General features: G+C 65.2%; 25 protein-coding genes. 14 read left to right on the forward strand and 11 right to left on the reverse strand.

Annotated features, from left to right (window positions below):
• Positions 1-11: 11 nt before the first annotated feature.
• The 4 genes from J2S97_RS14340 to J2S97_RS14355 all read right to left on the reverse strand — a co-directional run bounded on the left by J2S97_RS14340 (position 12) and on the right by J2S97_RS14355 (position 3,388).
• Positions 12-482, reverse strand: a complete 471-nt coding sequence (locus J2S97_RS14340; protein WP_307050548.1) for an RpiB/LacA/LacB family sugar-phosphate isomerase — start codon at positions 480-482, stop codon at positions 12-14.
• Between the two features lie 8 nt (positions 483-490).
• Positions 491-1,435: a ribokinase gene (locus J2S97_RS14345; protein WP_307050550.1), complete on the reverse strand. Its 945-nt coding sequence runs from the start codon at positions 1,433-1,435 to the stop codon at positions 491-493.
• 76 nt (positions 1,436-1,511) lie between these two features.
• Positions 1,512-2,537 carry a LacI family DNA-binding transcriptional regulator gene (locus J2S97_RS14350; RefSeq protein WP_307050552.1) on the reverse strand — a complete coding sequence of 342 codons (1,026 nt, stop codon included), beginning with the start codon at positions 2,535-2,537 and terminating at the stop codon, positions 1,512-1,514.
• A gap of 161 nt (positions 2,538-2,698) precedes the next feature.
• Entirely contained in the window at positions 2,699-3,388 is a 690-nt protein-coding gene (locus J2S97_RS14355) for a GntR family transcriptional regulator (RefSeq protein ID WP_307050554.1), read from the reverse strand.
• Positions 3,389-3,494: 106 nt separating this feature from the next.
• On the opposite strand from J2S97_RS14355, the gene J2S97_RS14360 reads away from it, so the two are divergent.
• From J2S97_RS14360 to J2S97_RS14380, 5 genes are all read left to right on the forward strand, one after another.
• Positions 3,495-4,253, forward strand: a complete 759-nt coding sequence (locus tag J2S97_RS14360) for a LamB/YcsF family protein (RefSeq protein ID WP_307050556.1) — start codon at positions 3,495-3,497, stop codon at positions 4,251-4,253.
• A 122-nt stretch (positions 4,254-4,375) separates the two neighbouring features.
• Positions 4,376-5,713 (forward strand): MFS transporter, encoded by a 1,338-nt coding sequence (locus J2S97_RS14365; RefSeq protein WP_307050558.1) that lies wholly within the window; start codon positions 4,376-4,378, stop codon positions 5,711-5,713.
• A gap of 66 nt (positions 5,714-5,779) precedes the next feature.
• On the forward strand, positions 5,780-7,495 hold the full coding sequence (locus J2S97_RS14370; RefSeq protein ID WP_307050560.1) for a 5-oxoprolinase subunit B/C family protein: 1,716 nt from the start codon (positions 5,780-5,782) through the stop codon (positions 7,493-7,495).
• Between the two features lie 7 nt (positions 7,496-7,502).
• Complete coding sequence (locus tag J2S97_RS14375) at positions 7,503-9,263, forward strand: acetyl/propionyl/methylcrotonyl-CoA carboxylase subunit alpha (protein WP_307050561.1); 1,761 nt, start codon at positions 7,503-7,505, stop codon at positions 9,261-9,263.
• 100 nt (positions 9,264-9,363) lie between these two features.
• Entirely contained in the window at positions 9,364-9,753 is a 390-nt protein-coding gene (locus tag J2S97_RS14380) for a nuclear transport factor 2 family protein (protein WP_307050563.1), read from the forward strand.
• 51 nt (positions 9,754-9,804) lie between these two features.
• Here the strand turns inward: J2S97_RS14380 and J2S97_RS14385 are convergent, their stop codons facing one another.
• Positions 9,805-10,905 carry a glycoside hydrolase family 43 protein gene (locus J2S97_RS14385; RefSeq protein WP_307050566.1) on the reverse strand — a complete coding sequence of 367 codons (1,101 nt, stop codon included), beginning with the start codon at positions 10,903-10,905 and terminating at the stop codon, positions 9,805-9,807.
• A gap of 15 nt (positions 10,906-10,920) precedes the next feature.
• Entirely contained in the window at positions 10,921-11,250 is a 330-nt protein-coding gene (locus J2S97_RS14390) for a hypothetical protein (RefSeq protein WP_307050568.1), read from the reverse strand.
• Between the two features lie 334 nt (positions 11,251-11,584).
• Here J2S97_RS14390 and J2S97_RS14395 point away from each other — a divergent pair, with 334 nt between their 5' ends.
• The 6 genes from J2S97_RS14395 to arfA all read left to right on the forward strand — a co-directional run bounded on the left by J2S97_RS14395 (position 11,585) and on the right by arfA (position 18,434).
• Positions 11,585-12,919: an ABC transporter substrate-binding protein gene (locus tag J2S97_RS14395; protein ID WP_307050570.1), complete on the forward strand. Its 1,335-nt coding sequence runs from the start codon at positions 11,585-11,587 to the stop codon at positions 12,917-12,919.
• A 119-nt stretch (positions 12,920-13,038) separates the two neighbouring features.
• Entirely contained in the window at positions 13,039-13,938 is a 900-nt protein-coding gene (locus J2S97_RS14400) for a carbohydrate ABC transporter permease (protein ID WP_307050572.1), read from the forward strand.
• Positions 13,939-13,949: 11 nt separating this feature from the next.
• Positions 13,950-14,897, forward strand: coding sequence for a carbohydrate ABC transporter permease (locus J2S97_RS14405; RefSeq protein WP_307050574.1), 948 nt, complete (start codon positions 13,950-13,952; stop codon positions 14,895-14,897).
• 3 nt (positions 14,898-14,900) lie between these two features.
• Positions 14,901-16,193 carry an arabinan endo-1,5-alpha-L-arabinosidase gene (locus tag J2S97_RS14410; RefSeq protein WP_307050576.1) on the forward strand — a complete coding sequence of 431 codons (1,293 nt, stop codon included), beginning with the start codon at positions 14,901-14,903 and terminating at the stop codon, positions 16,191-16,193.
• Between the two features lie 2 nt (positions 16,194-16,195).
• Positions 16,196-16,834 carry a YesL family protein gene (locus J2S97_RS14415; RefSeq protein WP_307050578.1) on the forward strand — a complete coding sequence of 213 codons (639 nt, stop codon included), beginning with the start codon at positions 16,196-16,198 and terminating at the stop codon, positions 16,832-16,834.
• Between the two features lie 85 nt (positions 16,835-16,919).
• On the forward strand, positions 16,920-18,434 hold the full coding sequence (arfA, locus tag J2S97_RS14420; RefSeq protein WP_307050607.1) for an arabinosylfuranosidase ArfA: 1,515 nt from the start codon (positions 16,920-16,922) through the stop codon (positions 18,432-18,434).
• 73 nt (positions 18,435-18,507) lie between these two features.
• Here the strand turns inward: arfA and J2S97_RS14425 are convergent, their stop codons facing one another.
• Positions 18,508-19,542, reverse strand: a complete 1,035-nt coding sequence (locus J2S97_RS14425) for a LacI family DNA-binding transcriptional regulator (protein WP_307050581.1) — start codon at positions 19,540-19,542, stop codon at positions 18,508-18,510.
• A 138-nt stretch (positions 19,543-19,680) separates the two neighbouring features.
• The gene (locus J2S97_RS14430; protein WP_307050583.1) at positions 19,681-20,046 is read right to left on the reverse strand and encodes an ArsR/SmtB family transcription factor; all 366 of its coding nucleotides are present in this window, start codon (positions 20,044-20,046) and stop codon (positions 19,681-19,683) included.
• Between the two features lie 327 nt (positions 20,047-20,373).
• On the opposite strand from J2S97_RS14430, the gene J2S97_RS14435 reads away from it, so the two are divergent.
• From J2S97_RS14435 to J2S97_RS14445, 3 genes are all read left to right on the forward strand, one after another.
• Positions 20,374-20,820 carry a YegP family protein gene (locus J2S97_RS14435; RefSeq protein WP_307050585.1) on the forward strand — a complete coding sequence of 149 codons (447 nt, stop codon included), beginning with the start codon at positions 20,374-20,376 and terminating at the stop codon, positions 20,818-20,820.
• Positions 20,821-20,825: 5 nt separating this feature from the next.
• Positions 20,826-21,533 carry a PAS and ANTAR domain-containing protein gene (locus J2S97_RS14440; protein ID WP_307050587.1) on the forward strand — a complete coding sequence of 236 codons (708 nt, stop codon included), beginning with the start codon at positions 20,826-20,828 and terminating at the stop codon, positions 21,531-21,533.
• Positions 21,534-21,625: 92 nt separating this feature from the next.
• Positions 21,626-22,240 (forward strand): TetR/AcrR family transcriptional regulator, encoded by a 615-nt coding sequence (locus J2S97_RS14445; protein WP_373460561.1) that lies wholly within the window; start codon positions 21,626-21,628, stop codon positions 22,238-22,240.
• Between the two features lie 98 nt (positions 22,241-22,338).
• On the opposite strand, the gene J2S97_RS14450 is transcribed toward J2S97_RS14445, so the two are convergent.
• The 3 genes from J2S97_RS14450 to J2S97_RS14460 form a co-directional block, all read right to left on the reverse strand.
• Positions 22,339-23,379, reverse strand: a complete 1,041-nt coding sequence (locus tag J2S97_RS14450) for a bile acid:sodium symporter family protein (RefSeq protein ID WP_307050589.1) — start codon at positions 23,377-23,379, stop codon at positions 22,339-22,341.
• A gap of 133 nt (positions 23,380-23,512) precedes the next feature.
• Positions 23,513-23,707, reverse strand: coding sequence for a YegP family protein (locus J2S97_RS14455; RefSeq protein ID WP_307050590.1), 195 nt, complete (start codon positions 23,705-23,707; stop codon positions 23,513-23,515).
• A gap of 185 nt (positions 23,708-23,892) precedes the next feature.
• The gene (locus J2S97_RS14460) at positions 23,893-25,395 is read right to left on the reverse strand and encodes a SulP family inorganic anion transporter (protein WP_307050591.1); all 1,503 of its coding nucleotides are present in this window, start codon (positions 25,393-25,395) and stop codon (positions 23,893-23,895) included.
• Positions 25,396-25,399: the final 4 nt, after the last annotated feature.

Consider the following 25,399-nt stretch of genomic DNA (forward strand, 5'->3'; position numbering starts at 1 on the left):
CACAGGCCGTGTCAGACTTCGGCGGCCAGTTCCCTGGCCCCTTCGAGCTCCATTTCGCGCAGCTTCCGGACCCGCCGGATGGTGTCCTCGTCGTTGTCGAATTTGGCGCTAAGGAATGATTCGAGGACTTCCTTCGCCGTGGCCCTGCCGATCAGCCAGGCACCCATGGCTATGGTGTTCGCGTCGTCGTGTTCCACGCTCTGGTGGGCGGAGTAGACGTCATGGCCCAGGGCGCAGCGGATGCCCGGGATCTTGTTGGCAGCCATGACGGCGCCGACGCCGGTCCCGCAGACCAGCACGGCCCGCTCCGCCTCGCCGGACCTGACGAGATCGCAGGTGGCGCGGGTGATGTCCGGGAAGTCGACCGGTGCCTCGCTGGGCGCGCCGCAGTCCATGACCTCATGGCCGAGGTCTTCCAGGACGGACTGGACAAACGCCTTCAGGGGGAATCCGGCGTGATCGTTTCCGAGTGCGATTTTCATGGGTCTCCTTAGTTCGGAACAACGAGGCTGGGCATTGCGGGGGAGGGCGCGGACGCCGGTAGCTCCCGCTGCCATGGAATCGATTCCATGGCGCCAATGCGCATGACTGCGAGAGCAGAAGCGCGAGTAGCGTAGATCATTGCGGCACGCAGCTCCCGCGGGCTGCCGGCCAGACATGAGGCGAGGTATCCAACAAATGTGTCGCCGGCTCCGGTGGTGTCCTTGGCGGCCACTTTCGTCGCCGGAACGTGCACAAAGTTGCCGTCGACGACCGTAAAGGATCCTTCCGCCCCGGCGGTGCAGACAATGTCGGTCCCGAAAACCGGGGCGAGTGTCCGGACCAGTTCCCGGTGGCTCCCGGGCACCCCCGCGAGACCGGCCAGGACTTGGATTTCCTGTTCGTTCACCACGAGGAGGTCGACGTCGTCGAGCAGGCCGTCGATCTGCTCTGGGGCCGGTGCAGCGTTGAGGATGACGAACGCCCCGCGGCTCTTCGCGATTCGTGCGGCCTGCCGGACCAGTGCGGCCGGAATCTCCAACTGCAGGACCAGGACATCACCGGCCTGCACGGCGGCGAGTCCCGCGTCGACGTCGCCGGCAGTGAGGGCGGAGTTCGCCCCCGGACTGACGATGATCTGGTTTTCGCCTTGATCGTCGACCGCGATGACCGCCGTTCCCGTCGCGGCGGTGCCGATGATCCGGACGTGGCTGGCGTCAATGCGGGCCCCGGTCAGGACCTCAAGAATCCGCCTTCCGTGGGCGTCGTCGCCGACAGCGCCGGTGAATCTGACATCGGTGCCGGCCCGGGCCGCCGCGACGGCCTGGTTGCCGCCCTTGCCGCCGGGGCTGAATGTTGCATCCGAGCCCCGGACTGTCTCGCCTGCGCGGGGCAGGGAGTGGACGCGGATGTTCTGGTCGATATTGAGGCTTCCGACCACAAAAACCGTGCTCATTGGACCTGCTCCTTCGGTGGTATGGAACGGTGCCCCAAGCCGCAAATCGGGGGGACGGATTGGAGGGGCGCCGCTATCACGGCTGCCCAAGGCTGGGATCTGGCGTGCCCGAGGAGGCGCGGACAATCAGTTCGCTCGGCAGAACGACTGATTCCGGCTTTCGACCGTCAATGACCTCGAGGAGCAGGCCAACCGCTGCGCGGCCCATCGCCTCCACATCGTGTGAGATGACGGTAAGGGGCGGATCCAGCAGGGAAAACCACTCGATGTCGTCGAACGCAATGAGGGCGATGTCCCGGCCGATGCGCAGCCCCTTGCGGTTCAGCGTTGCCAACGCCCCGACAGCCATCGGGCTGTCCGCTGCCAGCAGCGCGGTGGGCGGCTGCGCGAGGCCCAGCAGGTGATGCGCGCCGGCCGAGCCGCTGGCGGACTGGAAGTCCCCGAAATACGTTAGGGCGGGGTCACTGCTGAGGCCAAAGTCGCGTGCTGCCCGCGAGAAGGACTTGAGCCGGTCCCGTCCTGTGGACGTGGTCTGGGGTCCGGCGATGTAGCCGACGCGTTCGTGACCCAGCCGGGCGAGATGCTCAACGGCCTGGCGGATGCCGGAGTCACTGTCTGTCGTCACGCTCGGGACGTCAATGCCGTTTACCGTCCGGTCGACGAAGACCGTGGGGATACCCCGCTCAAGCAAGGCGTGAAGGCTGGAACTCCCTTCGCCCTGCGGAGCGGCGATCACGCCGTCCACGCGCTGCGAAATGAAGGTTTCCAGGTACCGGTCCTGCTGCGGGATGCTTTCGTTGGCATTTCCCAGCAGCGTGACAAGACCTTCCGCCAGGGCAGCCTGCTCGGCGGCGTGCGCCAGATCCGCGAAGAATGGGTTGCGGACGTCTGAAAGAAGGAGCCCGATGACGTTGGTCTTTGTGGACCGGAGTGCGCGGGCCTGGGCGTTGGGATGAAAGTCCAGCTGGGCCACGGCGGCCGCGACCCTCTGCCTGGATTCCGCGGAAGTGGCCGGGTTTCCGGACAACACCCTGGACGCAGTGGCGGGGGAAACGCCGGCCAATGCGGCCACGTCCTTGATGGTGATGGATGGTCCAGTCACTTCCCCGCCTCTCGCATCACATACTTGGTGGAATCGTTTCCATGGAATCGTTTCCACCAAGTATGTGACCGGACTTACAAAGTGTCAACCGCTCAAGGCTGTGTGACGCGGCGCGCCCTCAATGCATCACCGGACAGCTCGGCGGCGCCTGCGCCGGCGCCCTACTCCCCGTGGACTTCGGCCTGCTTCTCCTCGGACCGGTCCAGATAGGCAAGCAGGAGCTCGGCGGCGCGGTCCGGCTCACCGGCTTCCAGGGCCACGCAGATCTCCTCGTTGCCTTTGAGGTACCCGCTGTAGAAGTGCGCATCCATCGTGGCCTTGTGGAAGAACAGTCGCATCTCGGCCAGGACCTGGGCCATGATGGTGTTCAGCCGGCGGCTCCCCGCCAAGGCAACGATCGCCTTGTGGAAGTGCTGGTTCGCGGTGCCCAGCCCCTCGTCGTCGTTTGCGGCGGCCGCGACCTTGCCTTCCTCCACCGCTTCCCGGACAGCGGCCACAGCCTCGGGGGTGCCCCCGCCGCGGATGGCGCTGACTTCGATGACACGGCGAACGGTGTAGACATCGTGGATATCGCCGGCTTCCAGGCTCGCCACAAAAACCCCGCGGTTGGGGTGCCGGACCACCAGCCGTTCGCTGGCGAGCTCGGCAAACGCCTCGCGGACCGTGTTGCGCGAGACGCCAAGATCCTCGGCAATCGTGGATTCGGTCAGGCGTGCGCCCGGGAGCAGGACCCCTTCAGCCAGCTGCAAGCGCAGCTCGTCAGCCACCCGGTCGGCTACTGAGGGCACGGCAACGCGAAGCCTCGCGGCTGCGGGGGAGGTGCCTCGGTTCGCTGCTTCTGAAGTGGCCATACTCCAGAATTTACACGATCGTCACATCGCTGAATCGAAGGATTGTTGAACAATCGCTAAATTTGGTGCATCCTAGTAGGAGTAAATCAATGAGACGAGGATCACAATGGTTAGCATGGACCTGAACAGCGACGTAGGCGAATCCTTCGGCCGCTGGAGCCTGGGCGATGACACGGCGATGTTTCAGTCCGTGTCCAGCGCCAACGTGGCCTGCGGATTCCACGCGGGTGATCCCACAGTTATCCGCCGCACCTGCCGCGAAGCTGTGGGAGCCGGAGTCACGATCGGTGCCCACGTGGGCTACCGCGACCTCGCCGGCTTCGGCCGCCGCTTCATGGACGTGGATCCGAACGAACTTGCGGACGAGGTGGTCTACCAGATCGGCGCGCTGCAGGCGCTGGCCGCCACCGAAGGCGGCCGAGTCCGCTACGTCAAGCCGCACGGCGGCCTGTACAACGCGATTGTTTCCCACACCGCCCAGGCGCGCGCCGTCGTCGACGCCGTCAAGTCGGTCGATCCCGGTCTGCCCATCCTTGGCCTGCCCGGCTCGGAGGTGCTGCGCCTCGCAGAGGCCGCAGGGCTCCGCGGAGTTTCCGAAGCCTTCGCGGACCGCGCCTACAACCCGGACGGCACCCTCGTCTCCCGCTCGCTCCCCGGAGCCGTCCTGCATGACCCGGCCGAGGTGGCCGAACACGTCCTGCGCATGGCCACCGACTCCGCCATCCGCGCCGTGGACGGCTCCATCCTGAAAGTCAATGCAGACAGTATCTGCGTCCACGGCGATTCCCCCGGGGCCGTTGCCATGGCTGTTGCAGTCAAGGCTGCGCTTTCCGACGCCGGAATCAGTATCAAGTCGTTCGCCTAAACCGCGTTCGCTCAACCTGTCAGCGCTCCGCGGAGTGGACAGCTCCGCCAGGCAACCGCGCTCCAGCAACGGCATCCCCAATCAGCACGCAGGCAGCACCACCGCACACCTGAAGGAAGACCATGACTACACACCACACGGCCGCCCGCACCGGCCGGAAAATCCCACCCGGAGCCCTGAAGGCGTACATCGCCAGCCTCACCGGCACCTCGCTGGAGTACTACGACTTCGCGATCTACTCCGTGGCTTCGGCGCTGGTCTTCCCCAAGATCTTCTTCCCGGGGAATGACGAATTCGTCGGCCTCCTGCTCTCCTTCTCCGCCTTCGCGGTGGGTTACCTGGCACGTCCCATCGGCGGCGTGATCTTCGGCCGCCTGGGCGACAAGATCGGCCGCAAGCACGTCCTGGTGGTCACCCTTATGCTGATCGGTGTCGCCACCGTGCTCATCGGCCTGCTTCCCGACTACTCGGTGATCGGCGTCGCCGCCCCCACCATCCTGGTGCTCCTGCGCCTGGCCCAGGGCATCGGCGTCGGCGGCGAATGGGGCGGGGCCGTCCTGCTTTCCAGCGAATTCGGTGACGCCAACAAACGTGGCTTCTGGTCCTCCGCCGCCCAGATCGGCCCGCCCGCCGGCAACCTGATGGCCAACGGCGTCCTGGCCCTCCTGGCCGCAACCCTCAGTACCGAAGCGTTCCTTTCCTGGGGATGGCGCGTGGCCTTCCTCGCCTCCGCCCTGCTGGTTGTCTTCGGCCTGGTCATCCGCCTCAAGCTTGAGGAGACCCCGGTGTTCAAGGCGATCCAGGCCCACGGCGAACAGCCCAAGGCCCCCATCACAGAGGTATTCACCAAGGAACCCCGCGCCCTTGTGGCCGCCGCCCTCTCCCGCGTCTGCCCCGACATCCTCTACGCACTGTTCACCGTCTTCGTGGCCGTCTACGCCACCAAGGAACTCGGCATGACCACGGGCAACGTCCTCACGGCCATCCTGATCGGCTCGGCGTTCCAGCTGTTCCTCATCCCGCTGGCCGGCGCCCTCACGGACCGCTTCAACCGCCGTATGGTCTACGGCATCGCGGCTGTGGGCACTGCCCTCTACATCCCGCTGTTCTTCCTCATGATCGAGGGCAAGTCGGTGCTGATGCTGACCATCGGCGTTGTGATCGGCCTGGCCTTCCACGCCTTCATGTACGGCCCGCAGGCCGCCTACATCACCGAGCAGTTCCCGGCCCGGCTGCGCTACGCCGGCAGCTCGCTGGCCTACACCCTGGCCGGTGTGATCGGCGGCGCCGTGGCACCGCTCATCTTCACCGCGCTCTACGCTGCGTCCGGTGACTGGTTCCTGATTGCGGCGTACCTCCTGGTGGCTTCCGCGGTGACGGTTGTGGGCCTGGCCCTCGGCCGGAACCCACAGACCGCCGAAGAAGAGCGACTCCTGGCAGACGCCCACGCCCCCGCCTAAGCGGCGCGGAACCTGGCCGGCGCAGAATCCTGCACAGCGCGAAAACCTGTACAAGCATTGGCAACGATGGAAGCGGTAGCAATGGAAACCCTGACCGAGCACAAGGTCCTCTCGGTGCGGCCCGTGGGAACGCGGGCGGTGCTCGCGGAGCTTTCCGGAACGCAGGACGTCCTCGCCCTGCAGACCCTGCTCCTCGAATCGCCGCTGCCGGGGCAGTTGGACGTGCTGGCGGCCGCACAGACCGTGATGGTCCGTGCGGATTCGCCGGCGGCTGCCCGCCGCATGGGCGCACTGCTGCTACAGCTGGACCTCACGGCTCCGGTCCGGCAGGAAGGCGGCCTGGTGTTCATCGATACCGTGTACGACGGCGAGGACCTCGCCGAAGTGGGGCGGCTCACCGGCCTGGGAACGGACGGGGTCATTAAAGCCCACACCGGCCAGGTGTGGACAGTGGCTTTCGCCGGGTTCGCGCCGGGGTTCGGCTACATGGTGGGCGAGAACCAGGTGCTGGAAGTGCCTCGCCGGAGCTCTCCGCGCACGGCAGTTCCCGCCGGATCGGTGGCACTGGCAGGCAACTATTCGGCGGTGTACCCGCGCAAGTCCCCGGGCGGCTGGCAGCTGATCGGCCGGACCGGGGCCCGCATGTGGGACCTCGACCGGGCCGAGCCGGCGCTGGCCAGCCCGGGCCACCGGGTCCAGTTCCGAGCCGTCCGCGAGGTTGTGACCGTGGCGCCGGAGAACGCAGCTCCCGAGGCGGCACCCGCCAGCGGGATGCCCGCCCAGGATCCTGCTTCCGGACTGCGGATTGTTTCACCCGGACTGCAGAGCCTCATCCAGGATCTCGGCCGGCACGGCCACTCCGCCCTGGGCGTCTCCGCCGCCGGTGCACTGGACCGGGCCTCGCTTCGCCGGGCCAACCGCCTGGTGGGCAACGCCCCCTCAGCCGCAGCCATCGAAAGCGTGGCCGGCGGTCTCAGGGTCCAGGCCGTCGGTGACCAAGTCCTGGCCGTTGCAGGGGCGCCATCTGCACTGACTATCGAATCGGCGCTGACTGTCGACTCGCCGTCGGACGCTGAATCCGGCTCCGACACCGACCAGCCGCGCCAGCGCACCGTGCCCATGGCTACCCCGTTTGCCCTGCTCGACGGCGAAATCCTGACCCTGGGCGCCCCGGAGGCCGGCTTCCGCAGCTACCTCGCGGTGCGCGGCGGCGTAGACATAGCGCCGGTGCTGGGCAGCCGGTCCACGGACACCATGTCCGGCATCGGTCCGGCGCCGCTTGCTGCGGGCCAGGTGCTGGCATCCGGCGACGTCACCGAATCCGGCGTTGTGGGCAATCCCGAGCTCCAGCCGGACTATCCCGGGGACGGCGTCACGGTGCTGGACATCGTGATGGGCCCGCGCGCCGACTGGTTCGATGAGGCCGCCCTCGAGTCCCTGTGCGGACAGGACTGGGTGGTGAAGCCGCAGTCCAACCGTGTGGGCATGCGGCTGGACGGCACGCCCCTGCAGCGAAGCCGGCAGGGTGAACTGCCCAGCGAAGGCACCGTGGCCGGGGCCATCCAGGTTCCGCCTGAGGGCCTGCCTGTGCTCTTCCTGGCCGACCATCCGATCACCGGCGGCTACCCGGTGATCGGCGTGGTGGTGGACCACCAGCTTGACTTGGCCGCCCAGGTGCCGATCGGCGGCAGCATCCGCTTCCGCCGTCTTCCCGAACAGACTTCCCCCGAACAGACCGCCCCTGAACAGACTTCCCCTGAACAGACTTCCCAAGAAAAGTGAGTAACTGATGCGCAAGGTCCTGATCGCCAACCGTGGTGAAATCGCCGTCCGGATTGCCCGAGCCTGCGAGGACGCCCAGCTGGAATCCGTCGCCGTCTATGCGGACATCGACGCCGATGCCATGCACGTCGGTGCCGCCAGCGAAGCCTTCAGCCTGGACGGGAACTCGCCGGCTGACACCTACCTGAACATCCCCAAACTGCTGGACGTCGCGGCAAGGGCCGGCGCCGACGCCGTCCACCCCGGTTACGGTTTCCTGTCCGAGAACGCCGACTTCGCCCAGGCTGTCCTGGACGCCGGACTCGCCTGGATCGGCCCCACTCCGGAAGCCATCAGGCAGCTCGGCAACAAGATCACCGCCCGCGAGATCGCCGTCCGTGCCGGAGCCCCGCTCGTGGCCGGCAGTGACGGGCCCGTGGATTCCGCCGCGGAGGCCCGCGCCTTCGCCCAACAGCACGGCCTGCCGATCGCCATCAAGGCAGCCTTCGGCGGCGGCGGCCGCGGGCTGAAGGTGGTCCGGAACATGGACGAGATCGAGGAAGCCTTTGACTCCGCGGTCCGTGAGGCCGTGGCAGCCTTCGGACGCGGCGAATGCTTCGTGGAGCGCTACCTGGACCGTCCGCGCCACGTCGAGGCCCAGGTCCTGGCCGATACACACGGCAACGTCGTCGTCGTCGGAACCCGCGACTGCTCCCTCCAGCGCCGGCACCAGAAGCTGGTGGAGGAAGCACCTGCACCGTTCCTCAGCGACGACCAGCGGCAGCAGATCTACGACGCCGCCAAGGCAGTCTGCCGGGAAGCCGGATATTCCGGCGCCGGCACCGTGGAATTCCTGGTCGCCGCCGACGGCACGGTGGCGTTCCTCGAGGTGAACACCCGGCTGCAGGTGGAGCACCCCATCACCGAGGAAACTACCGGGATCGACCTGGTCCAGGAGCAGTTCCGGATCGCCGCCGGGGAACGCCTGCGCATCACCGAGGACCCAGAGCCCCGCGGCCACTCCTTCGAGTTCCGGCTCAACGCCGAGGATGTGGGGCGCGGTTTCCTGCCCTCACCCGGAACCATCACAGAATTCCGCGGCCCCACCGGCCCGGGCATCCGCCTGGACACCGGAGTCCGCTCCGGCTCCTTCGTGGCACCGCAGTTCGACTCCCTCCTCGCCAAGCTGATCGTCACCGGCGCGGACCGCCAGCAGGCACTGCGCCGGGCACGCCGCGCACTCGCCGAAATCGAGATCACCGGGGTGGCCACCGTGCTGCCATTCCACCGCGCCGTGCTCGAGTCCCCGGATTTCACCTCCGAGACCGGGCTGGGCATCCACACCCGATGGATCGAAACCGACTTCGCGGACCGGATCCCGGCGGATCCCGGCTACGGCACCGACGCGCCCGACGGCGAACGCCGCACCATCACCGTTGATGTGGACGGCCGCCGTTTGGCTGTGGGCCTTCCTGCCGACCTGCTCGACGGCTGGGCACTGTCTACCCGGGGTCTGTCCGGAGCCCTGCCCGCCGGGATCTCGGTGGATTCCGACGGCGGCGCTGCCGCTGTTGATCCGGGGGAGTTGCGCGCCGACATGGCCGGAACGGTGGTGAAGTGGCTCGTGGAGCCGGGCGCCGAGGTGTCGGCGGGGGACGCCGTCGTCGTACTTGAAGCGATGAAGATGGAAACGCAGGTTGCGGCCCACCGCGACGGAACGGTGACCGGCATCCGCACCAAAGCCGGCGGCGTGGTTGCTGCGGGAGCGGTGCTGGCGCTGATCGGGTAGGGCATTAAGGAGTGCCAAACACTGTGGTGCGGTCCGGGTTTCCGGAGGACAATGCAAGGCAATAGCTTCCCTAGGATCCTCCAGAAATCGGAGCAACGCTGTGGATGAAACCGGCGCCAACGAAAAAGTAGTGAACCGGCTGATCGCCTGCATCAATGACCGGCGCGTTGAAATCATGGACGAGCTGTTCCATGATGATGCGGTGATGCACTGGCCGCAATCCGGAGAGCTGGTGCGCGGCGCAGAGAACCGCAGGGGAATTTACAACGCCTTCCCGCAGCTGCCCACCATCACGCCGCGGCGGCTGAGCAGCGGTGGGAACCTGGTGGTTGCCGAGGCCCTGCTGGATTATGGCGGACCGCAGTACGAAACGGTGTTCATCTTTGAATTCCGGGACGGGCGCATAGCCAAGGAAACTGCCTACTGGAGTGAGGCGTTCGAAGCTCCGGACTGGCGCGCCCAGTGGGTTGAGAAGGCTCAGGCGAAGTAAACAAAGAGCGAAGGGCGGGCGCTTGCCCACCCTTCGCTCTTTAATGCGGGACTACCTGACGCTGAGCCGCGCAGTTCCGGTGGTCACCTTTCCGTGGGCGTTCTGGAAAACAGCCCGGACCAGCAGTCCGTCCTGCCCCGAGGCGACCGCGCTGAACTCCAGCGTGGACTTGTAGGTGCCTTCGTCGGTCCGTTTGCTGACAGGCTGCCCTGCGACGCGCTGCCACGTGGCGCCGGCGTCTGCTGAGGTTTCCCAGACCGCAACGGGGCCGGGGGTTCCGGTGGCCGTGGCGCTGAAGCTGGCCGTCCTGCCGGTTCCGACTGCCGTGTCCTTGGGCTGTTTTGTTTCCTTTGGGAGTTCCACGGCCTGGTTGAACGCCGGCCACCCGTCAGTCCAGTCGATCTTCTGCAGGCCAAGGGTGGGGAAGTAAGGAGCGGCCTCGTTGGAGCCGTCGTAGTAGTGGAATGCCAGATAGTCGCCAAAGACGGACTGGCCTCCGGGTCCGGTAATCGCACCATGGGCATCGAGCACCACGGATCCTCCGCCGCCGAACATGTCGCGGCCGTCCTTGTCCAGGTACGGCCCCTTGACGGACTTGGACCGCCCCACGGCGACCTTGTACGTTGAATCCCCTCCGCGGCAGCAGGAATCGAAGGACACGAAGAGGTAGTAATAGTCGCCGTTCTTGGTGATGTAAGGCGCCTCAACGGGGTTGCCGGGCATGAACCGGTCCGCGATGTTCACGGTCTTGGACTGCCAGTCCGCCACCGGCTTGCCGCTGGGCCATTCGATGGGCACGAGGAAGATTCCGTACCAGAACGATCCGATCGCCATGTACGGAGTGCCGTCGGCATCCTCGATGATGCCGGCATCGATCGCATTGAAGGTCTTGCCGGGGTTGCTCGGGTCCAAGCCGCTTGCCGGTGAAGACACCACCAGCCCCTGGTCCACCCAATCGTAGTCCGGGTCGTCCGGGTCCAGGGTGGTGTTCGTTGCCACAGCGGTCAGCGAATTGTTGCCGCCGAAGCGTGATGCCGAGTAGTAGAGGTAGTAGGTGCCGTCATTTTCGTGAATCTCAGGTGCCCAGAGGTTGCCGGGCAGCTCGCCGTCCGAAAAATGCTCATCGATCCAGGCGGGAATCCTGTCCCACACTGTGCCGCTGTAGTTCTAGGTGGTGCCGGCATCCTGCGATGACCAGATCTGGATTGTTCCGCCGTTTTCGCGGTTAACCAGGCCGGTGGAGTAGACGTACCAGGTACCGTCGTCGTCAATGATGAGTGCGGGGTCGTGGACCGGCGAGGTTTCGCCCACCACGGTTTTTCCGCCGGGCAGGTCTTCCGGCAATTTCTGCGTGGCCGCCACCGCGGCTGCCGGCGGGGCGGAATCCCCGCCCGGCTGGTCCTTGGCAGCTGGCGGCAGGGCTGCGGCTGTCAGGGCCAGGCCGAGCGCGGCTACCAGTCCCGCTGCCCGTGCTACCCATGGACGTGACTTCATCATCACGTGTTCCTTCCGAAGTGCGTTTGCAGGGAAATATTTGGCTTGGGGGTCCGCAGCAGCGGGGGATGCACCCGGCACGGCAGCTATTGCAACGTTGTAACGACGAATATGGCACGCCCCGGAAGTGGCGTCAAGGGACGGCCATCGGAGCAGCCCCTCCGGCGGGGGCGGCGTATGAGGGGGCGGGGAAAGTATTTTCGCTCCCGCCTTGACGCTTCGGATCGGGCTGTGTGATATTTCTTACAACGTTGCAAATCAAACCGGCCTGGATGCCGATCCGCTACAGCGGGTTCCCGTGGCCCCACCCTTTACACCAACCCGGAAGGACAACGTGATGATGAAGTCACGTCCCATTGCCGCGACCCTGGCGTTTGTAGCCGCGGCCGGCCTCCTGCTCAGCGGATGCTCCGCCCCTGCCGGCGCAGAGGCCGGCGGCGAGAAGAAACTCACCTTCATGTTCCGCGGCGGTGAAGATGAGAAAAAGGCCTATGAGAAGGCGGTGGAGCAGTTCGAGAAGGACAATAGCGTCGACGTCGACATCATCGTCACCACCGCGGACCAGTACGCCACCAAGCTGAAGGCTGCCATAGCCGGCAAGGAGGTCCCCGATGTGTTCTACATCAGCCCCGGCGACGTGCAGGCGTACGTCCAGAACGGCATTGTCAAGGACATCACGCAATACGTGGAAAACTCGGACACCATCGACCTGGACAACATCTGGGAGTACGGCGTCGACAGCTACCGCTATGACGGCAAGCGTGTCGGCGAAGGCGCCATCTACGCCCTACCCAAGGACGTGGGGCCGTTCTCCTTCGGCTACAACAAGACCATGCTGGAAAAGGCAGGCATCCCGCTGCCGGACAAGGACAAGCCCTACACCTTTGACGAGTTCGTGGCTGCGGCCAAGAAACTCACTGCGGACACTAACGGCGACGGCACGCTGGACCAGTGGGGGACCGGCCTCAATGTCCAGTGGAACCTGCAGCCGTTTGTCTGGTCCAACGGTGGCGACTGGCTCAATGAGGACCGCACCAAAGTCACCGTGGACACCCCCGAGTTTGCCGAATCCCTGCAGTGGTTCGCCGACCTCCAGAACGTCCACGGCGTGACACCGTCCGTCGCCGAGGCCCAGACCCTGGATACCTACCAGCGCTGGATGAAGGGCGAGATCGGCTTCTTCCCCATTGCTCCATGGGACCTCTCCACCTACCAGAAGCTCGGCTTCGACTGGGACGTCATTCCCTACCCCGCCGGTGAAACCGGCAAGTCGGCAACTTGGACCGGCACCTTGGGCATCGCCGTCGCGGAAAGCTCCAAATTCCCGGAGGACGCCGCCAAGCTCGTTGAGTACCTGACCGCGAACAAGGAAGCCCAGCAGAGCCTGGTGGACGCCGGAATCCAGATCCCCAACCTGAAGGACATGGCTGAGGCCTGGGCCGCGGACACTTCCACCAAGCCGGCCAACAAGGCGGAGTTCCTCGAGATCGTCAAGGACTACGGCCGGGAACTGCCTGCCGGCAACACGTTCAACGCCGAGTGGTATGACGAGCTGTTCACCAACATCCAGCCTGTCCTCGACGGAAAACAGTCCGCCAAGGACTACCTGAAGGAAGCGCAGCCGAGGATGCAGGAATTCCTGGACTCCGCCAACCAGCAAGCCGGCAACTAACCCCTGCCGGTCCCAACCGCCACGTCCCCGGACGTATCCCCAAGACTGGTGCCGCGGCTGCGCCCGGAGTGCAGCCGCGGCACCTCTCCACCCATCACGAATCACAGAGGATCCCCCCGATGACCACCACAATGCGCCGCTCGCGGCTCCACCGGAAGGAACACCAGGCCGCGCTTGTTTTCGTTGCCATACCGGTGATCGGGTTCCTCCTCTTCACGCTCTTCCCGCTGATCTTTTCCGTTTACGCGTCCTTCACCAACTGGAACGGCATCTCCGCCCCGGTCTTCAAGGGCCTGGACAACTACACCAAGATGTTCGGGGACCGCTACTTCCTGAAGTCACTGTGGAACACCCTCTACATGATGATCGGGATCCCGGTGGGCCTGGTCATCTCCCTGGCGCTCGCCCTTGCGATGAACCGCAAAATGCGCGGCACCACGTTCTTCCGCACGGTGTACTACCTGCCGGTCATTTCCTCCATCGCCGCGGTGGCCATCCTCTGGCAGTGGGCCTTCAACGGTGACTTCGGCCTGATCAACCAGGGCCTGTCGCTGATCGGCATCGGCGGCCCCAACTGGCTCCAGGACACGGCAACGGTGAAGCCCGCACTGATCATCATGGCCGTCTGGAAGGGCCTGGGCTATTCCATGCTGCTCTACCTGGCCGCCCTGCAGTCCGTGCCGCGCTACCTCTATGAAGCCGCGGCCCTGGACGGCGCCACCGCCTGGCAGCAGTTCCGCCACATCACGGTTCCCATGGTCCGGCCTGTCACGTTCTTCCTCATCGTCACCAGCATCATCGGCGGCTCGCAGATCTTCGTGGAAATCAACATCATGACCCCCACCGGCGGTCCCGAGTTCGAGTCGGCAACCATCGTTTGGTACATCTGGCAAAAAGCCTTCGACAACCTGCAGATGGGCTACGCCTCCGCCATGTCCGTGGTCCTGGGGCTGCTGGTTTTCACCATCACCTTCATCCAGTTCCGGCTCAACCGCCGCAACCAGTTTTCGATAGATTGAGGCAGGCAGCCATGTCCGCACAGCACGTCATCACCACTCCGCCGCTGGAACCTTCAGACACGATTCCGTCGGGTCCGGGAAACAGGCCGACGGCGGCCGCCCCCGGCGGGAAACAGCGCTCCGTCAAGGGACGCCTCCAGCTGGGCAACGTTCTCGTCACCCTGATCCTGACAGCCGGTGCAATCCTCATGGTCGCCCCGCTCGCCTGGACGTTCTCCACCTCCCTGAAAACCCGCGACGGCGTGTTCGAACTGCCCCCGCAGTGGATTCCGGACCCTTTCGTGTGGGAAAACTATGCCCGGATCTGGACGGCCGGCCCTCTGCTGAGCGGCATCCAGAACAGCCTGATCGTCGCATGCTCCGTCACCATCATCGGCTCCCTCACGTCCGCGCTGGCGGCTTTTGCCTTCGCCAAGCTCCGGATGCCCTTCAAGAACGTGCTGTTCCTGGGGCTGCTCTCCGGCCTGATGATTCCGTTCCCCACCCTGATGATTCCGCAGTTCACCATCTTCGCCAGCATCGGCTGGGTGGACACCCTGCTGCCGCTGATCGTACCCGGGTTGTTCGGCAACATCATCATGATCTTCTTCCTGCGCCAGTTCCTGAACAGTGTGCCGGACTCCATCGTGGAAGCAGCCAGGATTGACGGCGCCTCATACCTGCAGATCTTCTGGACGCTGATCCTTCCGGCCATCCGGCCCGCCCTGGCGGCTCAGTTCATCCTCTGGTTCATGGCCATGTGGAACGACTACCTCGCCCCGATCATCTACCTCAACTCGCCGGGCAAGCAGACGCTCCAGCTGGTGATTGCCAACTTCAACGCCCAGTACGCGATCCAGACGGACTACCCGCTCATCATGGCGGCGTCGTTCGTGGCGCTCCTGCCGGTCCTGATCGTCTTCGTCATCTTCCAGCGCCAGATCATCGAATCCATCGCGCTCTCAGGGTCGAAGGGATAGCCCGTGTCTGTCCACGACCTCCGGCCGGCCGGCGAACCCTCAACGTGGGGAGCACGGCACGCCCACGATCCCACCGTGGTCCGCGACGACGACGGCATGTACTACATGTTCTCCACGGATGCCGTGGCCAACTCGGAGAATATTCCCGCCGGCGTACATATCCGCACCTCCCGGGACCTGGTCATCTGGCACTTTACGGGCACGGCGTTCGACGGCGTCCCCCGTCCGGCCCGGGATTGGTCCGGAGCGACCGGCCTGTGGGCCCCGGAAGTGGTCCGCTGGCCCGGCGCCGGCTGGCATATGTACTACTCGGCCTCCACATTCGGTTCCAACACTTCGGCCATCGGCCTGGCCACGGCGCCGCACCCGTCCGGCCCTTGGCAGGACCGCGGACTCGTGGTGGCAACGCGTTCCGGAGTGAACACGCAGAACGCGATCGACGCCGCCATCACCTTCGGGGCGGACGGCGCGCCCTGGCTGACCTACGGCTCCTTCTTCTCCGGCATTTACACCTTGCCGCTGGACCCCGCCTCGGGACGTCCGCTGCAGGAGGGCGACCTCGGATCGCTCATCGCCCGTCGGCACCCGTCCGTGGAAGGCGCGCTGGAGGGCGCGTTCATCATGTACCGTCCTGATCAGGACCGGTACATGCTCTTTGCGTCCTACGATTCCCTGTTCAACAGCTACAACCTGCGGGTGGCTGCGGCGGATCACATCACCGGACCGTACCGGGACGTCCGCGGGCTGTCCATGACGGACCTCGAGGCGCCGCCGGCCTCGATCGGCACGAAAGTGCTGGGAAGCCACCGGTTCGACGGCGCCACGGGCTGGCTTGCGCCGGGGCATAATTCCGTCCTTACCCAGGACGGTCCGGACGGCGGCGAAGAGCATTTCCTGGTCCACCACGTCCGCTTTGCTGACGACCCGTCGCAGCACATCGTCCAGCTCAGGCGGCTGTTCTTCAACGCCGCGGGCTGGCCGGTGGTTTCACCCCAGCCGTACGCAGGGCGGGAGCGGGAGGTCCTAGGCTCAGCTCAGCAGCTATCCGGCCGGTGGCGGGTTGTCCGTTTCGACCCGGACTCCACGGACCTTGTCGATGCCGTACCGCTGGAGCTGGAAAGTGACAGCCATGAACCGTTCGACGGCGGCCCGGCCGCCGTCCGGCTCCGCGCAGACGGCCTGGACCTGGATGCAGTGGTTTTCGGTTCGTGGGACTGGTCCCGCGGCGAAGCGGCCCTGTCCTTCAGCGGGATCGACCGGCACGGCGTCGCCTGGTGCGGCACCAAGGGGGCGTGACCATGAACGAGAACCCCATCGGCTGGGCGGGCCGGCTCATGGAATGGCTGCAGTTCGGCGCACGCCTGGTGCTGGTCAACATCCTCTTTGTGGCCGGAACACTGGCTGGGCTCGTCCTGTTCGGGCTGTTTCCGGCCGCTGTGGCCGCCACTGCACTGCTGGCCCGGCTCCGGGCGGGAGCGGCCGGTGACCATCTGGTGCGTGACTTCATCACCGCGTACCGGGCCCAGTTCTGGCACGTCAACCGCGTGGGCAGCATCTTCTGGCCCGCCGCCGTCGTCCTTTTCCTCAACGCGCTTTCGGTCCTCGGCCGGCCCTCCGGCGGTTCCGCCCCCGCGATGGAGGCCGTGCTGCTGGTACTAACCGTTGCCGCGGGAGCGGGCACCCTGGCCGCAGCCGCGACGGCCGTGGCCATCTGCAGCCGGTACCGGGATACGGTTCTCCGGACCTGGCGGCTCGCCTTTGTGCTGCCGCTTGTCTCGCCGCTCATGAGCCTCTCGCTGCTGGCCAGCCTGGTTGCGCTCACGGTGGTGTTCGCAGGAATGAGCGTGCTGGTGCCGCTCATCGGTGCGTCCGTCCCGCTGCTGCTCTCCGGCTGGCTCGTCGGAAGGCGGCTCGGAACCCTCCAAACTGCTGCCTAGACCACACTTCCACTCCTCCAAAACGTCAGACAGAACAGGAAAGTATCCCTTGACTACCCCCACAACAACTGCTCCCAGTGACGAGATGGCCGTTGAGGCGCCCACCGTCATCACCATCGACCGCTCGGCCGTGGTCGCGCCGGTCAGCCGCCGCATATTCGGCTCCTTCGTGGAACACCTCGGCCGCTGCGTCTATGACGGCATCTACGAGCCCGGACATCCCACCGCCAATGAGGACGGGTTCCGGCTCGACGTCGTGGACCTCGTCAAGGAGCTGGGCTCCAGCACCATCCGCTACCCCGGCGGAAACTTCGTGTCCGGCTACCGCTGGGAAGACGGCGTAGGCCCCCGCGACCAGCGGCCCGTCCGCCGCGACCTCGCCTGGCACTCCCTGGAAACCAACCAGGTGGGCATCGATGAATTCGCGCGCTGGTGCACGCTCACGGACTCCGAACTGATGATGGCCGTGAACCTTGGCACCCGGGGAATCGACGCCGCCCTGGACCTGCTCGAGTACGCCAACCATCCGTCCGGCACCACCCTCAGCGACCAGCGCATCGCCAACGGCGCCAAGGATCCCTACAACATCCGGATGTGGTGCCTTGGCAACGAAATGGACGGCCCTTGGCAGATCGGTCACATGTCTGCGGACAGCTACGGCAAGCTGGCCGCCCGCACGGCATCGGCCATGAAAACCGCGGATAAGAACCTGGAGCTGGTGGTGTGTGGCTCGTCCAGCTCCGCCATGCCCACCTTCGGCGAATGGGAACGCGTGGTCCTGGAGCACAGCTACGAGCACGTGGACTACATCTCCTGCCATGCCTACTACCAGGAGCGCAACGGGGACCTCGGATCCTTCCTTGCCTCTTCGCTGGACATGCAGTACTTCATCGAAACCGTGGTGGCCACTGCCGACCACGTCAAGCACAAGCTCAAGAGCAAGAAGACCATCCAGCTCTCCTTCGATGAATGGAACATCTGGTACCTTGACGAGCACCAGGCCTCCGATGAGGTCAACGAGGAGTGGGTACACGCGCCGCGCCAGCTGGAGGATGTCTACTCCGTGGCCGACGCCGTGGTGTTCGGCAACCTGCTCATCACGCTGCTGAAGAACCACGACCGCGTGGCGTCCGCCTCGCTGGCCCAGCTGGTCAACGTGATCGCGCCGATTATGACCGAACCGGGCGGAGACGCCTGGCGGCAGACCACGTTCTTCCCGTTCTCGGTGACGTCGCGGCTGGCCCGCGGCGAAGTGCTGCGTCCCCGTATCGAGGCCGGTACCTACACGACGGCGGTATACGGCGAGGCGCCGCTGGTGGATGCAGTTGCCACGGCGGACGCTGCCACCGGCCAGTCGGCTGTGTTCCTGGTGAACCGCAGCCAGACGGACCCGATCGATGTTTCCATCAACGTGGCCGACCTCAACGCCACGGTGGTCAGCGAGGCTGTCACCCTGCACGATGAGGACGTCTACGCGAAGAACACCCTCCACGACCAGAACCGGGTGGGCCTCAAGCCGCTTACCGGCGCTGTCCTGGAGGAGGGCACGCTCACGGTGACACTTCCGCCCGTGTCCTGGTCCGCCGTCGCCCTCGGATAACGCCTGCGCACGTCGGCAGCAACCGTTCCGCGGCCGGCCGCCCCATGGTGGCCGGCCGCGGCGATTTCCGGAACTAATCCCTAACGCGTGGCGGTGCCTGCCCGCCTACCGTGGACTCGCGCGGCACAATGCGGAACGCCGATTCGACCTCCCGGGGCGGCCCGGCGTCGGGGTTCTTGATCCGTTCCATCAGCAGCCTGATGGCCGTCTCGGCAATTTCGCCCCGCCCCGGATCCACGGTGCTGAGCGTCGGCAGGGAGTACCGGGTCTCGTCGAGGTCGTCGAAGCCGATCACTGCAACGTCGTCGGGAACGCGGAAGCCTGCTTCCTGGAGAACACGCACCGCACCCTGCGCCAGCGTGTCATTGAGGCCGAACACGGCATCAAACGTGGCCCCGCGGTCCAGGAGGTCGTGCATGGCGGCCGCACCGTTGGACCGGTGCCAGTCGCGGACGTAGGCGACGATACCGTCGTCGTACGGGATGTTCCGGGCTGCCAGCGCCTCACGGTAGCCCCGCAGGCGCAGGCCGGCGGAACCGATCACCTCTCCTTGGTGCGCGCCCACCACGGCGATGCGCGTCCGTCCAAGGCTGAGCAGGTGCTCCGTGGCTGCCCGGGCGGCCGCAACGTTCTGCATGGTCACGTGGTCCGACTGGCTGTTGAAGATGCGTTCGCCGAGCAGGACGATTGGCACCTCGGCCTTAATGAGGTCAACGTCCTCCTGGCCCAGCTCAAGCGGACTAAAAATGAGTCCGTCGGACATTTTGAGGCGCGGGCTTGCCATCACCTCGAGCTCGCGGCCGCGGTCCGCCCCGGTTTGTTCGATGAGTACCACCAGACCGTGCTTGGCTGCGGCCTCGATGACCGAATCGGCCAGCTCTGCGAAGTACGGCAGGCTCAGCTGGGGGAGCGCCAGGGTGATCGCGCCCGTATGCCCGGAGCGCAGGCTGCGCGCCGTGAGGTTGGGTCGGTAACCCAGCGCGGCGATGGCTTCCTCCACGCGGGCACGCGTGGAGTCCCGGACGTGCGGATGATTGTTGATGACGTTTGAGACGGTCTTGAATGACACTCCCGCAACGCGCGCGACGTCGTGAAGCGTGGCTGCCATGCCGCATCCCCCGTTTACTGAATTCCTGAGGCGACGGTTGTGCCTGCTCCAATTTTACAACGTTGCATCCCAGTATTGCTGCGACGATCCGGGAAGTCCCTGCTCGCATCATAGCGCGGAGGGATCCACCCCGCGGGCTTAGCGGACGGCGGCTTCCCTTGCGGATTCATCCAGCGCCATCAGGGTCAGCCGCGTGGACTGCAGTACGGTACCCAGCAGCGAGCGGGCCGCCAGGAGCAGCACGCTCACCTCGGGACAGGACAGTTCGTAAAACAGCCTGCCTTCCTGGCGCGAGGGGGTGATCAGGCGCTGCCGGCGGAGCACGCCGAGGTGCTGGGACAGGTTCGAGGCTTCAAGGCCGGTATCGTCGCGCAATCGACTGACAGCTACAGGGCCTTCCGCAAGCATTTCCAGGAGCTGCACCCGTGCAGGATGCCCCATGGATTTGAAAAGTTCGGCCTTCACGTTACTCGGGACCAGAGCTACGGGCAGATCGTCCTTCATCGGGCCTCCCTCCTTACATCCAATGTGCGGCACCAAGCTGTGCTTCAACGATTAAAGACTATGGCAGACAGAAAGGTCTGTCTTGCAACCGCCTCCATTAGCTCGAGTTCCATGTACATCGTAGCCCCCGGACTCATCCCAGCCACGCGGTATTTTCAATCCGTGGCCACCCCTTGCGCGGACGAGTGGAGTAGTTCAGACTTTCATGAATTCATCAATTCGCCCCGGCCGATCACAGCGGCCGGCAACCCATGGATGGATTCACGCTGCTTCCGCTGACGATGGCGTCACCGGAAGCCGGCATGATCCCAACACCAGGAGGGCTCAATGGCAGGCATGTTCGAAATTTTCGCCGACTCGGATTCTTCCTTTAGGTTTCAACTGACAGCTCCGGACGGAACAGTCATGGCGCTCTCCAAGCCCTTCCCGGACAAGCGCAGCGCAGTGGCCGGCATTGCAGAGGTGCGCGAGTACGCCGGGATGGGCTTTGTTACCGAAATCCCGGCACCGGCTACGGAAGACACGACGGAAGTCATCGCGGACGGGACGACCACCGAATCGGCAGCCGACCCGGCGGCAGGAGGGGAATCCGGGGAAAAGCGTAAAGTCATTCCGGCGGGATCGTTCAATCCCGCAAGGCTCCCGCGTCCCCGCGTTTCCTCCGCAGCACGCGCCCTGGGCGGGCGGGCGGCGAGTCGGAAACAGCAGATCCTGGTCCGGTGGCGGCAATCCCTAGGGTCGGCAACCGTCGTAGCCGATCTCCGTACGTGTTGAGTTCCGTGGCCGCGCCGAAAATCCCGCAGGCGTACCCCACCGCCCTTGCAGCCGCGGATTGCATCGTTGGGACCTTCCGCTTCGACGGGGCCAGCGGCAAGTTGGACTGGTCGGAGGAGGTTTACCTCATTCACGGCTATTGCCGCGGCGAAATTGTGCCCACCCTCGATCTGTTCCTCTCGCACAAGCATCCGGACGACCGGACGCGCAGCCGCGAGATCTTCGACCAGGCACGCAAAACCGGTGGCAGTTTTTTCAGTTACGACCGGCTCATCGACGCCCGCCTGCGGGAGCACAGGATCCTGACCACAGGCGAAGCAGTGCTCGATGAGTGCGGCAGATTGAGCCACATTGACGCTTTCATCATTGACCTCACCAGGACGCTGCAGAAGGAGACAGAAGCGTATGCCCGGGCGGCTGTAGCGGCGGCGAACGCGAGCCGCAGCACCATAGAGCAGGCCAAAGGCATCCTGATGGGCGCCCTCCACATCGGTTCGGAGGAGGCCTTCAAGCTGCTCGTCAGCCACAGCCAGCACAGCAACATCAAGCTGGCCAGGACGGCCGCCGACCTTGTGGACCTGGCCAACAGCGCCAAGGATCCCGCCTTGCTGGACGGTTTCATCCAGGCCCTGCACCGCGGCCCTGTACGGCACCGGTCCAGGGTTATCGGCGCGAACCGCCACCACGTGAGGCGCCCGCAGCGCTCCATGTAGACCTGCGGACAGCCATCACGGCGCACAGGAGCCTCGTTTGGAACGCACGAACACCACGCGCCCCTCCCTCCGCATGTAAAATTCCTTCTACAATGACTGCCGAAGATGCCAACCGTTCCACCTTGTTGCCCGCCGAGGCAATGGCGGGCCGCGACGACCCCGTGGACCGCATTCTTGCCACCGCTTATGAGCTGTTCTCCCGCCGCGGGATCCGCGATGTAGGGACCAACGAACTCATCAGTCGTTCCGGCGTAGCAAAAGCAACGTTCTACCGGCACTTCCCGTCCAAGGATGCGCTTGTCCTGGCCTTCCTGGCGCTCCGGGACCAGGTCTGGACCGTGGACCTCATCGTCTCCGAGGCCCGACGTCGTGGAAACACTCCCGAAGAACGGCTGTTGGCGGTTTTCGATGTTTTTGGCGACTGGTTCCACCGTGACGACTTCGAGGCCTGCACCTTCATCAACGTACTGCTCGAGATGGGCCCCGAACATCCGCTGGGAAAGGCGAGCATCGGCTACCTGAGCAGGATCCGCGGCCACATCGAGGCGCTCGCGAAGGAGGCCGGACTGAGCCGCACCGAGGAATTTGCGCGCTCCTGGCACATCCTGATGAAGGGTTCCATCATCTCGGCAACCGAGGGGGACTTCCTCGCTTCAAAGCGGGCGCAACAGATGGCCGGCTGGCTCATCGAGCACCACCGCAACTGACGAACCCGGCAGTTGACCAACTCAGCAGTTGACCAACACCGCAACTGAGGGGCGTCGGGAAGCCCCGGTGCCCCTCAGTGTGTTGCAGTCCAGGGTGGCTAGGCGTCCTGGGTGGCCGCACTGCGAACAGGGCTTTCGCGCAGCGGACGCCGGGCCAGCCAGGCGGCGACGATCGCCCCTGAGATGTTGTGCCACAGCGAGAACACCGCCGAGGGCAGCGCAGCCAGCGGGCTGAAGTGCGCGGTAGCCAGCGTGGCCGCTAGGCCGGAGTTTTGCATGCCCACTTCGAACGCAAGCGCCCGGCGGGCTTTGTCGTCCAGGCGGCCCAGCTTCCCGGCCAGGTAGCCGAGGCCTAGGCCAAATCCGTTGTGCAGGACAACGGCGAGGAAGACGATGCCGCCAGCGGCCATAATCTTGCTGGCGCTGCCGGCCACCACGATCGCAACGATCAGGGAAATGACGACGGCGGATGCCCAGGGGAGTGCCGGTAGCACCTTCGCGACGAGCTTCTTGAGGAAGAGGCGGGCAACAAGACCCGCAACCACCGGCAGGAGGACGGTCTTGACGATGTCCAGCACCATGGCACCGGCGTCGATCTGCAGGAAGGACCCGGCCAGGAACAGGACCAGCAGCGGCGTGACGATGGGAGCGATCAGGGTGGAGACGGACGCCACGGCCACCGAGAGTGCTACGTCTCCCTTGGCGAGGAACGCCATCACGTTGGAGGCGGTTCCGGACGGTGCGCAGCCAACGAGGATGAGGCCTACGGCCAGCTCCGGCGGGAGGTTGAGCGCCACGGCGATCAGCCACCCGGCGCCCGGCATGATCACGTAGTGGGCCACGATGCCCAGCACCACGGCCCAAGGCCGCTTGACCACGGACGCGAAGTCAGGCGGAGTAAGCGTCAGGCCCATGCAGAACATGATGATCCCCAGCAGGTAGGGAACGCTGGGGCCCATGGGCTGGAAGGCCCCGGGCAGCAGGAAGCCGGCAATGCCCGCAATCACTACCAGGATCGGGAAGACCGTCACCGCGATGCGGGCGATCTTCGCCTCAGCCGCCAGTGCAGGATTGATCGGCGCGGCATCAGCTTCAGTGCCGGCTGGCGCATTTTCGTGTGTTTTTGTTGCCTCGAGCATCCAATAATGCTCACACTTGGCAAGTTAGTCCTACCAATTCATGAACAGACGTCTGACATTTATGTCGAACCAGGCTGTCGGATCACCACCGCTACTGCGGCGGTTATTCCTGCTGCGATTGTTCCGACTGCGATTATTCCGGCGGAGCCGTGCTGTTATCGGCAATATGCGCCGTGGCCGCGTGCTCGCGAATCTCCGTGACGCCGGACGCGGCTGCTGCGCTGTCACGATAGATGCCCGATTCGGCCAGGACGTTGCCCGCGCCGTTCACGAGCCGGATGCGGACGCCGCCTTGTTCAGCGGCGACAAATTCGAATTTTCCTGCCATGCTGTTTCACTCCCCCAGGGTGGTGCGCCCGCAATATGGACCGCAGAACTGCTCCCGGAAACCATCTTAGATGACAATTCTTGTCACACGAGTTACACAACGAATTGTGTCGCGTGGCGGACTGCAGGTTCGCTGCCGCAGCAGCGATTAATCGGGGGTGTGGGGCACGGAGGGACGTGCCGGCGTTAGTGGCCGGCGTTGAGCTTCCCTGCCAGCCTTTCTCGCATCTGGACACTGGCGGAGTTCAGGCCGATCAGCTCCACTTCCCTGCCGTGCCTGCGGTACTTCTCGGTGACGGCGTCCAGGACGGCGATGGTGGAGGCGTCCCACAGGTGCGAGGCGTGGAGGTCGATGATGACGCGGTCCACTGTGGGGGCCGAATCGCGGGCGTATTCGAACTGGGTATAGAGGTCGTTGGAGGAGGCGAAGAACAGCTCCCCGTCCACCGTGTATGTCGCAACGGTCTCGCCGTTAAGCTCGATTTCGGTGCGTTCAACGGTGGCGAAGTGGGCCACCCGCCGGGCGAACATGGCCATGGCCGCCAGGACTCCGACTCCCACGCCGATCGCCAGGTTGTGCGTGGCCACCACAGTGCCAACGGTAATGAGCATGACAGCGGTCTCGGACTTGGGCATCCGCTTGAGCGTCTTCGGGGCGATGGAGTGCCAGTCGAAGGTGATGGCGGAGACGAAAATCATCACAGCCACGAGCGCGGCCATGGGGATCAGGCCCACAACATCGCCCAGAACCACTACCAGGACCAGCAGGAAGACGCCGGCGAGGAAGGTGGAGACCCGGCTGCGGGCGCCGGATCCCTTGACGTTGATCATGGTCTGGCCGATCACCGCGCAGCCGCCCATGCCGCCCAGGAAGCCGGTGACAATGTTCGCCACGCCCTGGCCCCAGGATTCGCGGGTCTTGTTGGAACGGGTGTCGGTGATGTCGTCCACGAGCTTGGCCGTCATGAGCGATTCAAGCAGGCCCACCAGTGCCATGGACAGCGCGAACGGGGCGATGGTCTGCAGCGTTTCCAACGTCAGGGGCACATTGGGAATGAAGAGTGTGGGCAGGCTTTCAGGAAGTTGGCCCTTGTCCTGCACGGCCGGAACGTCGATGTTGGCCAGCACCGCGAACAGCGTCAGGGCGACGATCGCCACGAGCGGGGACGGCACGGCCGAGGTCAGCCGCGGGAGCGCAACCACGATCACCAGGCCAACCGCCACGAGCGGATAGACCAGCCACGGAACGTTGATCAGCTCCGGCAGCTGCGCCATGAACACCAGGATGGCCAGTGCGTTCACGAACCCCACCATCACGGAGCGCGGAATGAAGCGCATCAGCCTGGTGACGCCAAGGAGCGCCAGGAGGATCTGGAAGACCCCCGCCAGGATCACCGCGGCGATCAGGTAGTCCAGGCCGTGGCTCCTCATCAGCGGGGCAATCACCAGGGCCACCGCACCGGTGGCTGCGGAGATCATGGCGGGCCGGCCGCCTACGAAGGAGATGGTGACGGCCATGGTGAAGGACGCGAACAGCCCGATCCGCGGATCCACTCCGGCAATGACGGAGAACGCAATGGCCTCGGGGATCAGGGCCAGCGCCACCACCAGCCCGGCCAGGGCTTCAGTCTTCAGGCGGCGCGGGGAACGGAGCGTAGCCCGGACGGATTGGAGTTGTTCGGGCTTCATCTGT

The organism is Arthrobacter oryzae (assembly GCF_030812315.1).
Lineage (GTDB): Bacteria > Actinomycetota > Actinomycetes > Actinomycetales > Micrococcaceae > Arthrobacter > Arthrobacter oryzae_B.

Coding starts and splice junctions, on each gene's coding strand:
- J2S97_RS14340 (WP_307050548.1), bottom strand. CDS start 482: ATGAAAATCGCACTCGGAAACGATCACGCCGGATTCCCCCTGAAGGCG.
- J2S97_RS14345 (WP_307050550.1), bottom strand. CDS start 1,435: ATGAGCACGGTTTTTGTGGTCGGAAGCCTCAATATCGACCAGAACATC.
- J2S97_RS14355 (WP_307050554.1), bottom strand. CDS start 3,388: ATGGCCACTTCAGAAGCAGCGAACCGAGGCACCTCCCCCGCAGCCGCG.
- J2S97_RS14360 (WP_307050556.1), top strand. CDS start 3,495: ATGGTTAGCATGGACCTGAACAGCGACGTAGGCGAATCCTTCGGCCGC.
- J2S97_RS14365 (WP_307050558.1), top strand. CDS start 4,376: ATGACTACACACCACACGGCCGCCCGCACCGGCCGGAAAATCCCACCC.
- J2S97_RS14370 (WP_307050560.1), top strand. CDS start 5,780: ATGGAAGCGGTAGCAATGGAAACCCTGACCGAGCACAAGGTCCTCTCG.
- J2S97_RS14375 (WP_307050561.1), top strand. CDS start 7,503: ATGCGCAAGGTCCTGATCGCCAACCGTGGTGAAATCGCCGTCCGGATT.
- J2S97_RS14390 (WP_307050568.1), bottom strand. CDS start 11,250: ATGATGAAGTCACGTCCATGGGTAGCACGGGCAGCGGGACTGGTAGCC.
- J2S97_RS14395 (WP_307050570.1), top strand. CDS start 11,585: ATGATGAAGTCACGTCCCATTGCCGCGACCCTGGCGTTTGTAGCCGCG.
- J2S97_RS14400 (WP_307050572.1), top strand. CDS start 13,039: ATGACCACCACAATGCGCCGCTCGCGGCTCCACCGGAAGGAACACCAG.
- J2S97_RS14405 (WP_307050574.1), top strand. CDS start 13,950: ATGTCCGCACAGCACGTCATCACCACTCCGCCGCTGGAACCTTCAGAC.
- J2S97_RS14415 (WP_307050578.1), top strand. CDS start 16,196: ATGAACGAGAACCCCATCGGCTGGGCGGGCCGGCTCATGGAATGGCTG.
- arfA (WP_307050607.1), top strand. CDS start 16,920: ATGGCCGTTGAGGCGCCCACCGTCATCACCATCGACCGCTCGGCCGTG.
- J2S97_RS14425 (WP_307050581.1), bottom strand. CDS start 19,542: ATGGCAGCCACGCTTCACGACGTCGCGCGCGTTGCGGGAGTGTCATTC.
- J2S97_RS14430 (WP_307050583.1), bottom strand. CDS start 20,046: ATGAAGGACGATCTGCCCGTAGCTCTGGTCCCGAGTAACGTGAAGGCC.
- J2S97_RS14435 (WP_307050585.1), top strand. CDS start 20,374: ATGGCAGGCATGTTCGAAATTTTCGCCGACTCGGATTCTTCCTTTAGG.
- J2S97_RS14445 (WP_373460561.1), top strand. CDS start 21,626: ATGACTGCCGAAGATGCCAACCGTTCCACCTTGTTGCCCGCCGAGGCA.
- J2S97_RS14450 (WP_307050589.1), bottom strand. CDS start 23,379: ATGCTCGAGGCAACAAAAACACACGAAAATGCGCCAGCCGGCACTGAA.
- J2S97_RS14455 (WP_307050590.1), bottom strand. CDS start 23,707: ATGGCAGGAAAATTCGAATTTGTCGCCGCTGAACAAGGCGGCGTCCGC.
- J2S97_RS14460 (WP_307050591.1), bottom strand. CDS start 25,395: ATGAAGCCCGAACAACTCCAATCCGTCCGGGCTACGCTCCGTTCCCCG.